This window comes from Anabaena cylindrica UHCC 0172 (assembly GCF_034931625.1).
GTDB lineage: Bacteria > Cyanobacteriota > Cyanobacteriia > Cyanobacteriales > Nostocaceae > Anabaena > Anabaena cylindrica_A.
Genome location: NZ_JAYGGY010000006.1, coordinates 89,717 through 100,147 on the forward strand (window position 1 = coordinate 89,717; position 10,431 = coordinate 100,147).

At 36.6% G+C, this 10,431-nt stretch carries 7 protein-coding genes and 3 pseudogenes; 2 read left to right on the forward strand and 8 right to left on the reverse strand.

The annotated features are described in order from the left end of the window. Nucleotides 1-26 precede the first annotated feature (26 nt). The 5 genes and pseudogenes from VB713_RS03300 to VB713_RS03320 all read right to left on the reverse strand — a co-directional run. Nucleotides 27-500, reverse strand: a pseudogene (locus VB713_RS03300) (transposase); the annotation flags it as partial. Nucleotides 501-603: 103 nt separating this feature from the next. Then, the gene (locus VB713_RS03305; protein ID WP_323310159.1) at nt 604-1,449 is read right to left on the reverse strand and encodes a formyltransferase family protein; all 846 of its coding nucleotides are present in this window, start codon (nt 1,447-1,449) and stop codon (nt 604-606) included. A gap of 109 nt (nt 1,450-1,558) precedes the next feature. After that, nucleotides 1,559-3,334, reverse strand: a complete 1,776-nt coding sequence (locus tag VB713_RS03310) for a methyltransferase domain-containing protein (protein ID WP_323310160.1) — start codon at nt 3,332-3,334, stop codon at nt 1,559-1,561. A gap of 622 nt (nt 3,335-3,956) precedes the next feature. Then, nucleotides 3,957-4,292 (reverse strand): hypothetical protein, encoded by a 336-nt coding sequence (locus VB713_RS03315; protein ID WP_323310161.1) that lies wholly within the window; start codon nt 4,290-4,292, stop codon nt 3,957-3,959. Between the two features lie 375 nt (nt 4,293-4,667). Further along, nucleotides 4,668-6,509 (reverse strand): MASE1 domain-containing protein, encoded by a 1,842-nt coding sequence (locus VB713_RS03320; RefSeq protein ID WP_323310162.1) that lies wholly within the window; start codon nt 6,507-6,509, stop codon nt 4,668-4,670. Nucleotides 6,510-6,636: 127 nt separating this feature from the next. Between VB713_RS03320 and VB713_RS03325 the strand changes: the two are divergent. Continuing rightward, nucleotides 6,637-6,819, forward strand: a pseudogene (locus tag VB713_RS03325) (IS701 family transposase); the annotation flags it as partial. Here VB713_RS03325 and VB713_RS03330 read toward each other — a convergent pair. The 3 genes and pseudogenes from VB713_RS03330 to VB713_RS03340 form a co-directional block, all read right to left on the reverse strand. Next, nucleotides 6,791-8,449, reverse strand: a complete 1,659-nt coding sequence (locus VB713_RS03330; protein ID WP_323310163.1) for a hypothetical protein — start codon at nt 8,447-8,449, stop codon at nt 6,791-6,793. The pseudogene VB713_RS03325 and the gene VB713_RS03330 sit on opposite strands and share 29 nt — an antisense overlap. A gap of 178 nt (nt 8,450-8,627) precedes the next feature. Beyond that, nucleotides 8,628-8,750: pseudogene (locus tag VB713_RS03335) on the reverse strand (Uma2 family endonuclease); the annotation flags it as partial. Between the two features lie 109 nt (nt 8,751-8,859). Continuing rightward, nucleotides 8,860-9,150 (reverse strand): hypothetical protein, encoded by a 291-nt coding sequence (locus VB713_RS03340; protein ID WP_323310164.1) that lies wholly within the window; start codon nt 9,148-9,150, stop codon nt 8,860-8,862. Nucleotides 9,151-9,659: 509 nt separating this feature from the next. On the opposite strand from VB713_RS03340, the gene VB713_RS03345 reads away from it, so the two are divergent. Then, on the forward strand, nt 9,660-10,358 hold the full coding sequence (locus VB713_RS03345) for a rhomboid family intramembrane serine protease (RefSeq protein WP_323310165.1): 699 nt from the start codon (nt 9,660-9,662) through the stop codon (nt 10,356-10,358). Nucleotides 10,359-10,431 lie beyond the last annotated feature (73 nt).

Sequence of the window (10,431 nt, forward strand, 5' to 3'; positions counted from 1 at the left end):
TTTGAAAAGTTTTGAGGGGTCAAAATTTATGCCAGTCGCCGCACCATGATCCGGATCATGGCAAGGTAAATAAAAGTCTCCGATGTTTCCGGCAGAAGTTCATAGTCTCTGACTAATCGGCGACACCCCATGACCCAACCGAAAGTGCGCTCCACCACCCAACGTTTTTTGAGCAAGAGGAAGCCTTTGGTTTGTTCTGGTCGTAGCACTACCTGCACAATCCAACGACAAAAGTCCATTACCCAGATCATGAAGGCTGGACCATCAAAGCCGCCTACGCCTTCGGCGGAGCGAAGCTCTACAGTCCAAATGGTCATCAAGCGAGAAACCTTGTCACCCATTTTTCTGACGCGCTTGAGTACTTGTTTTCCGCCTGACCGCTCTGGCACACTGGCGGCAGTTACCAACACCCGCAGCACTAACCCCAAGGTATCAACAGTCATAAATCGCTTGCGCCCTTTGATTTTTTTACCTGCATCAAAGCCTACTTCCTGACTTACCTATGACTCCTACGTCGTCACGCTACGCTATCGCCGCACTTTTTACACTCTGACCGACTTTTCAAACACCCTCTTAAAAACAGCCCAAGAACTCATTAGATAGTTAACTATTTTTCATTGATAAATAACCTTCTTCTGCCTGTCTACATTTCTCTAATGTAAAGTCTTTTCTATAAAAATTAGGCCCTCTTAGTTTAGGGTCATGAACTACTCCAACTAGAATTGTTTCCTTGCTAGTAAGGATATGTTTGGCAGTTTTAATATACAAATCAAATCCGTTCATATATGTATATCCTTTTAATTCCCATATAGAATTAAAGCGAAACGGATTAACAATCCTTTCTACCATAATTATCGGACCGGTATCTACACCTGCATCAATGTAATGTATAGTTGATCCTGCTGCTTTTCTAAACTTGTGAATATCTTTAAGAGCAGCAAAGTTTTCGATAGCATACATCCCTCTTGCATAAGGCAAAACTGCTGAATGTACATTTAAGACTTGCGATTTAGCTATTTCTATCCACCATGGTTTTAAGATTTGACAAACACTCGTAAAGAACAATGGCACTGAATATTTACAGGTTTCTATCAACCAATTTCTAGCATATTCACCATTAATATCGCTACCTATAAAAATTGTTTTAGCATATTCAATTGTAGAATATTTAGGTATTCCATACATAGCGATCATCGCCTTTTCTGTATCATCAAAATCTGGATATAATTCCAGGATTTTTTTCTGTATTTCATCAGTTATATTTTTTTGACCAGCATATTTTTTATGAAATGATTTTTTCTCTTGTTGTATCTGATCTGATGGGATCTCTTCTTTTACTAATATCCCTTTAAAGTTCTGTAGTCCGGAAAAATTATCAATCCACTTGGATACAAGATAACAACAAGCAATGCTTGAGTCGGTAACGAGGTAAAATTCTTTATTGAGCATTAAGGTAGTTCCTCATTTTATGTTAACAAAAGCGACTGGGCTGGGCAAAGATATTTGAAGAAATGAAAATTATGCTTTCATTCCTTCTTTGGTAAAAAATAGAAATCGATTAAAAGTGGCTACTATTAAATGAAATCAGCCAGATTTCTTCAGGAAAGTAATAGACTGAGTTTCTGATCAATGAGTTTAGATATCTTTCCATTTCTGGATGAGACAGTAATTCTTCCAAGGTAATATGGTGTGATTCAGATAACTGCTCTGTTTCCTTATCCTTGTTAAAGGAGTTAACTGTCGCCTCATTCTTGATGTAATGCTCCAAGGCTGCATAGTCATCAGCCTTGATTGACTCTTCATAGAAAATCCGATGCACTTGATGCTCAATACCACATTCAGAGAGACTTTCGATGACATCTTCAGCCGAGGTAAATTTTGCTCCTTTTCCCTCTCTAAAAATTTGCAGGTATTGCTCGTAGAAATCAACGTAGAAAGACTTACGAGTCGCTAAAGCAATAAATCCGATTCCCGTATCCTTCAGCAAACTAGCACATTTTTTCAATACAGATGCTAAATCTCGGCGTGGAATCATATAAAAGCCGTGCATCGACCACAAAAGGCCGTAAGAATTACTTTCTAGCTTGGCTCCTTGAATGGTATTAACATAATGAGTACCTTGCACAAAGGAAGGAGGCATTTTCTGACTCGCTTGAGAAATTGAACTCCCACAAGGATCTAATAAATCGTACACAACATTCTCAATTCTTTCATCAAGTTGAATGTAGTGATGAAAAGCTTGCAACCAGCGCCCTGTGCCACAGGCAACATCCAGTAATCTCAGAGATGAAGATTTTCCTTGATGGTATTGTGACAACAAAGTATCTGACCAGTTAAAGTTTGATGCAAGCTGCCAATAATCAATTACCGGATCTTTGTCTTCAGGACTTCTTTCTGGGATAGTGAGACTTGGAGATGATACGACAAAAACTCCAATCGGTTCTCGGATAAATGCTTTCCCACTGTCCTCACTCTCCGCCAACCTTGAAAATGCTTGTAGAATTTTGGTAAATTTTGCTTCCTGAAGCTGGCGCAAATCGCATTCCATACAAAAGGACATAATTTTAACGCCAGTTTCCGAGCGATGGAGGCACTCAGTTACATCTAGGCGAGCCTCGACATGGTGAAACTGATGCAGATGAGATTGACTATCCAGTAAATTTCTAATGTTCTCTGCTGTGAACATCTCATTTTGATTACCTTTAACTTCCAGCATATAATCGCGCTGGATTTGAGGGATACCTGTAGCTGTTTGGTGAACAATAACTACTTGTCCGCTTTCTTTCGTTTGATTCAGGGCAGTTTGAATTGCTTGGTATGGATCGTCAAAATAGTATAAAACATGGGTTAACAGAACCAAATCGTACTTTTCTTCGCTTTCAAACCTACCAGGTTCAAAGCAGTCTTCACGTATGGACACCTCTACATTCTCGTCCAAAGATGCTTTTTCGAGCCGTTGTAGAAAGCGTTCGCGATGGATAGGGTTGGGTTCAAGTGCTACATATTTTAACCGCTTCCACCGTGGATTAAGGCTGGGGAGCAGGCTATGTATGATTTCTACATCGATATCACCCTCCCCACTGCCAATACTAAGTACGGACAAAGTATCGTTTTTGGGTGAGCGCGAATAACTTCCCTCCACCAATCCTGTTACATGACTGCGGAACCACTCAATCGCAGCGACTGTCATCGTCGAAGCTGCTTTGCGTAATTCGTAACTCTGGGCATAAAACTCATCATCCAGTGGTGGAGCGAAAAAGTTCTTATTGTGTAGCGAGTGACGCTCACTTTCAGAGGATTTAGGGTTTTCTAGAGATTTGTAATGGATTTTCATTGAAAAAATAAGGTACTACTTTACACCGGGAAGTGCTGTATCAAGACAATCAATATGAAATTATTGTTTGTTGCGGTGTTTTTACTCTGGGACACGTACATTCTACAGCTTTGAAAGAGTTAATTAGAAGTTTTGTAGACTACGAAACTTAATTAAGACTTAAGGGTTCAGACGGGATACGGGCAAATTGGGACACGTTGTAAAGTTTTGTAAATTTAATTTTCAAAACTCTTAATTTACCGTTGTTTCAGCTTCTATTTGAACTTGATTGTTCAAATGAAAACATCCCCAAAAAGGGTTATTTATGAGCAAGTTTGAGAAGCTGAAGCGCGTAAAAAGTTGAATTTAGTATGCAAAATTTGAATGTCTCTATACCATTTTTGTCATCCCGTCAGGTACCATTCGTAGTGCCATCTAAGCAGGACTGGCTGTACCTTTATCTCTCCAGACACGAAAATTCCAGGGGATACGCCATTTTCCAACTACCAAATATAAAAGGCTCTTGCGTCTCTTTTATGGTGATTGAGGATTGATTATAACAAAACCCTTCCGGGGTAAGGGTTTTAAACAATTACGCCCATGTTTTCAATGAAATGCCTACAAAATAAAGCTTTCAATGGTTTTAACCCAGGTTTTCCATAAAAAGAACCAAAGAACCATATAAAATTACTATATGGAAACCTCGCCTACCATTACAGACACTTATTAAGTTATTTAAATCTTTGAATTTACCACATTTTTCTAAAGTTGTGAGGTCAATAATCACTTGTAGAAATGCTTTTCGTCCTAATGGACAGTGACTATTAATTTGTTCAAGCGCCTGCTGGCGGACATGATAAATGAGTTTACGAGTAGACCAATTACTGATATTCAAAAATCGACTTAATGCACTTTCAGATTTGGCTTTACTGTAATGTGGTAAAGGTTTTCTATCTGCGGCTAGAAATAATCCTAGCATTGATGCCTACTCGTTATCAAAGAGATAATTTGGAAGCAATGCTAGAATGGTGTACATTAGGTTATGGGCGTGGGCAAGAATGATTTCCATATTTCTTACTGATTAATGTTTTCTACGCCCTTTTATCTCATTTTTCATAAAAAAATACAAGTGTTTCTGTGCAGATGACATTATTTCTTTTTTCATATATGTCATTTGTAAATACCCCAGGAATAAATGTAGTTTATTATTCCAGTATATAAATTATAGGTATGATTTTTAGATGTTGCTTTTATTCTCTTATTTTCGGTTAATACTGAGGTTTTTGGTCAGGTGCAAGATGTGAGTTAATTGGCATCCATTCTATTATTTTAGCATAACAAGTAATGAAGAGCCTTATTGTTTACTCGGAATTTGGATTATAAATTCAGTTCCCTTGCCAATATTCGAGGAACATTCTAATTTACCATGATGTTTTTTGGTAATAATTTGATAGCTAATAGCCATTCCCATCCCTGTACCTTTACCTATATCTTTAGTAGTAAAAAATGGGTCAAAGATGTGATTTTTAATATCCTCTGACATTCCTTGTGCATTATCAGATATTCTGATCTCTATCCATTGCTTATCTATAACCTTAGTCCTAATTCTAATCTGATTGGGATTTGTCTTAATTTCTTCAAAAGTTCGGTTAATATTACTTTCTCCAACAGCATCAATCCCATTCACTAAAATATTCATAAAAACTTGATTTAATTGCCCGGCATAACATTCTACTTCTGGCAAATTACCATAATCTCGAATAATCTGAATTTCTGGTTGCTCAGAGTTAGCTTTCAGGCGATATTGTAAAATTAATAAAGTACTTTCAATCCCATCATGTATATTAACTCTTTTAAATTCTGCTTCATCTATCCGGGAAAAATTTCGCAAAGATAGAACAATATCACGAATACGTTCAGTTCCTATCTCCATAGAATTAATTATTTTAGGCATATCTGTTAGTAAAAATTCTAATTCAATTTCTTCTTCTAAATCTTCAATTTCTGGATGATCACTACCATGAATTTTTTGATATATATCAATTAGTTTTAATAAATCTTCAGTATATTGCTTCAAATGGGTAATATTGCCATGAATAAAGTTAACTGGATTATTAATTTCATGGGCAACTCCTGCTACCAATTGACCCAAACTAGACATCTTTTCACTTTGAATAACTTGAGATTGACTTAACTTCAATTCATGGAGGGTATTTTGTAATTCTATAGTTCTTTCTTCTACCCTGTCTTCTAAAGTTTCATTAGCTTGTTTAAGACGAAATTCTGCCCACCAATTTTCTCGAACGGCTGCGGATAGAACTAAAGAAGTGAGGGCAAATACCCCAATAAAAGATTGTAATAAAACCATAGATTCTATCGTTGATGAACGATGAAAAGATCCTATACCCCTAACTACTCCCCATACAGCAATAGAATTAATTAAGAGTGTAATTAATGTAGTCTCTTGTAGCCGAAAACGAAAAGCACTCCAGATTAAAATAGGTAAAAATGTATATTCTAAAGGATAACCAAACCCAAAAGAAAATTTACTAATTATCCCAACTATAACTATTATTAAAAATAATTCTATTTTCCATGATGGAGGAAGTTTTTGTTGGTGTTTAAAGGGTTTAATCCATATTAATAATGTAGGAGTAATAACTAAAATTGCCAAAGAAATACTAATCCACCATCCCCACCAAATGATAGCATATGCATCCCAAGAAGTAGCTTTAGTAATATATAAAAATCCTGCCGCAAGATTAGAAGTAATAAAACATTCACCCAATACAATTCCTATGAATTTAAAAATGTCTTGAGTTTTTTCTAGAAAATTACGATTAGGAATAAACTTATTGACTAATAAGTATATGATTAGCGGATCTAAAGTATCAGTCAAAGAAATAACAAAAGCAATTATTCTACCATGATCATAATTGTAATAAAGCCAAGTATTAACAATTAGTTCACTTAAGAAAATAGCTGGTAAAAATGAAAAATCAAAAATGAACATTCCTGCCATATAAATTCCTGATGATGGCCAAAGAACTGTGCTACCATTATCAAAAGAAATACTAATAATAAGTTTAGTTAATAAAAAATGAATTACAGGCAAACAAATCAAAGATAAAAGGGCTGTTTTGTTAAAAACAAAAGGTATTTTATTCTTAAGGAACATAAAATTAAATTTGTTCATTGATTTTAGGAGTTACGCATTGACAGAATAACAAAATAGTGAATTGATAAATATAAGTCGTCTACTTGCTAGATATCAGACAATTAGAAAAATCACGAAACCAGCCACAGCGCAATGCAATCTAGATATATACACCTTATTTTTACTGTCAGAGCCAAAGTTTGGGGGGTGCAGTAGGTTAGCAGAGATATTAGGAGACGTTTCACATGATAGTGTGAATCGCTTTTTATTGAGAGAGCGATATGAACCGAAAGATTTATTCAACATTATAGAGAAAGTTATTAACTTGGTAGGAGGAATACTAAAGCTTTAACTTGGGAGAGCGATCGCTTTAAAGCCTCATCTAGCAATAGGAAATTTTGCGATAAGTGCGCCCGAATCTCGTTCAGATACTCGTAGTAGGCGTTTGGATAGCCACCAATGCGATCGCGCCTTCTCTCGATTTGCTCTAGGCTAGGAATACCAGTATCATGGCGACAAGCTTGAATCGCATTCTCAACCTGCTGCTTAAAATCAATATCGTCAGCGTTTCTTTGTTTTCTCAGTTGTCTGAGCAATTTTTCCAACCCACTAGTTAAATCGCTCCAAAGTTGATTAAATAATTGCTCAAATAAAGGAAACCAGTTATCTTGTTGAGTCGTTTCTCCCAAAACATAACGCGCTTTTTCTAACTCAGCATCAACTGAATTTTGCAAGCGTATTAATCGCTCTTGACAAGATGCTCCATATTGCTGATCTAAAGACTCAATATTCACAACTAAATAATTAAGAACCGTATCTAAAACTTGATTCGCTGCTTCATGATCGGCGCAATTTGCAATTAAACAATTAACAACTTTGATGTGTTTATCTGTAAAACTTTCTGCCAAATCTTGACAATTATTAGAGTTATCGCCATTTGAATTAGCACTAGTTTGATTAAGCACTATAAAAGACCACAAATCAATGGGCAAATCAATCAATGCTGCGCGAGAAGTGTCATAAAGTCGCACATCCACATCTGCCCAATAATCACCAGATGATTTGGGCATTCTCACAAATAAAACTGCATCTACATCTTGTCCCAAAGTCTTCATTAATCTTTCTTCATCGCCAACACCTGTATCACCCAAACCAGGCATATCTACTAAAGCAATTTGTCCCACATCAGCATTAGGAAAATTACAAATTATTTTCACCTCTCGCACTGCTAAATAATTAAAAAATACCCTTTGTCCATCAGCAGTATCTTGAGCTACATATTCCCGAATTTCATTTCTAGAAATCCGCCGAGGTAAAGTTTCTCTTAACAGGTGACGATATTTTTCTAAATGTGTGTGATATCTGGTTAAATGTTCATACATTGCACCTGGTTCAGCATATCCCGGCAGGTTTTGCGGTAAGGCTGGAATGGGATTGGCAGCAAATTCTTCAATTGTGATTGGTGTATTACCTAAATTTAGTTTTTGATAGTAAGGACTGATTACTTCATCTAAAAAAGATCGTTCAGAATGAAACCAAACCTCACCATAAGTATCCACATTCAAATTATGGTGAATAGTACTTCTTACCCCAGTACAATGTTGTCTGTCACCATCAGGAATTTCAGCAGTACTCAACCCTGTTAAACTTTGTAATAAGCGACTTTTTCCTTGTCTTGCGCGTCCAACTACCCCAATGTTAAGGGTGTCACGACAAAAGCGCATTTTCAGTTTACCTAATTTATTGAGTTCATCTGCAATAGTATTTTGAATTGTTGCCAAATCAATTTCTTGCAAACGTCCATAAACATTTTTATCATCAACTGCTTTTAGCAAGTAATGACGATAGCTTTCTAGATGATCTAATTTTGAAAAAAGAGAATGTAGATTTGCCTCAACAACTTGAATTTTATCAATTAGTGGGCGGCGTTTTTCAATAATGCTGGTAATTTTTCCAATTCTATTAGTGGTTATGTACATAAAATAACTTCTTAAAACAGTGAGCCTCTGTAAATTATCGCTTATAATTGCCTCAATTAACTCCATGCACCTCCTAAGAAGAGATAATGATTCCCTTCCCGGTGCAAGATTAGCTAATAAATGGTATCTTCATCCTTCTCTGCGTTCTCTGCGCCTCTGCGGTTAATTAAAATTAATTTTCTAAGTTTTCTTTAATAGTGACAATCCAGCGAAATTGTTTAGTATTATCTGCCATTGGTTTTCCGTCGCTGTCTGGGTAGATGATGTCTGGCGCGGTTCCTGGTGTGAGTTGCTGTACCATAGCTAGACCTCCAATTTTGGGGAGTTGTGCTGATAGTCTTAGTTTAAAGGTGGGGAAGTGCGATCGCCGGCAAGTAATTAAGGCGATCATACTCACTCTATTTCACTCTTTAGTGACTTCTCAGCCTCTCTGCTGATTCTTCATACTCTAAGGAGTCAGCTTTTGAGAGACAATCTGGATGCTCACGATTGACTTCTTGAAGCAACCATTCCCTCTCATCTCGTAATTGTTGATTTTCGCTGTGTAAATCCTCAATGCTGAATATGAGCCACTTAACCAGACTAATCAATTCTGGCAAAATAACCTGGATTCTCGCTATATTCTCACTAAAATAGTGATCCTGAGATTCATTAGTATTCAAGTGCAGATACTCAGAATTTGAGTTAAAATGCATAGGCATGATAAATCCTCCTGTTGATATTAGAATCTGAAACAGCTACGCCGGCAAGCACTTAGCTGTTTTTAGATTTAGTGTTTAAAAAAACGCCCTCTGAACACCAAAATAGAGTTCAGTGTGGCGTTTATTGCATAGGCATAATGCTAACATACTGCTCTGAAAATAATCAACAGATAACAGTTAGTATAACGTTGACTTTTTTTTGAGGAGGTTGTATTCTTTTTAATAAGAGAGCAAATATATCACCTTAGAAACTTCTGAACGAAACCTCTAAGAGTAAATCCCTATTAGGGATTGAAAAATACTCACTGTAATCATAGTTTGCTCCCCCAATCCTCTGAATTAAAACTAAGTGTTTAATCAGAGGATAACAATCCCTATTAGGGATTAAAGTATTTTTCTTTAAATATGCTTGCAAGTCTTAAACTCCTAATCCATCCAACAGGTAGAAGCAATTACTGGCAAAATTCGTTATTTTAAAGCTAGTTGCTCAAAAATCAGGAATAAATCTAGTGGTTCCCCTTAAAGACGACAATCCAATACACATTACGCCTTATGTAACTTATGCGCTAATTGCTATCAATATCCTTGCTTTTCTCTATCAAGCAAGTCTTTCTCCTCAAGCATTAAATGTGTTTTTACACTGGGCTGCTGTAGTTCCGCAAGAACTCAGTTTAAGCTTTGCAGGTATTTCGGTAAACCAACCTATACCAGAATGGGTAACTTTAATTACTGCTCAATTTCTCCACGGTGGTATTTTGCACCTAGGTGGTAATATGTTGTTTCTCTGGGTTTTTGGTAACAATGTTGAAGAAAAGTTAGGTGGAATTAAATATTTACTCTTCTATTTGTCTTGCGGTGTTTTGGCATCATTAACACAATGGTACTTTTCTCAAAATTCTAGCATTCCGTCATTGGGTGCAAGTGGAGCTATAGCCGGCGTAATGGGTGCATACATTATTCGTTTTCCCCAAGCGGAAATTCTCACCGTGCTTCCCTTAGGTATTTTCTTCCCAACTTTCCGGGTTCCTGCGTATTTCTTTTTAGGATTTTGGTTTATCCAACAAGCTTTTTACGGAATTGCGAGTTTAGAAACACCTACTAATATCGGTATGGAAAGCGGAGGAATCGCTTATTGGGCTCATGCAGGTGGTTTTGTCTTTGGGGCAATTCTTGGCCCTTTGTTGGGTTTGTTTAACGATAAATCCTAGAAAAGTAGAACTTACGCATTGATATACTGCAAACGGGTCAAACTTGGACTTATGTCATACTGACCGTAACGTA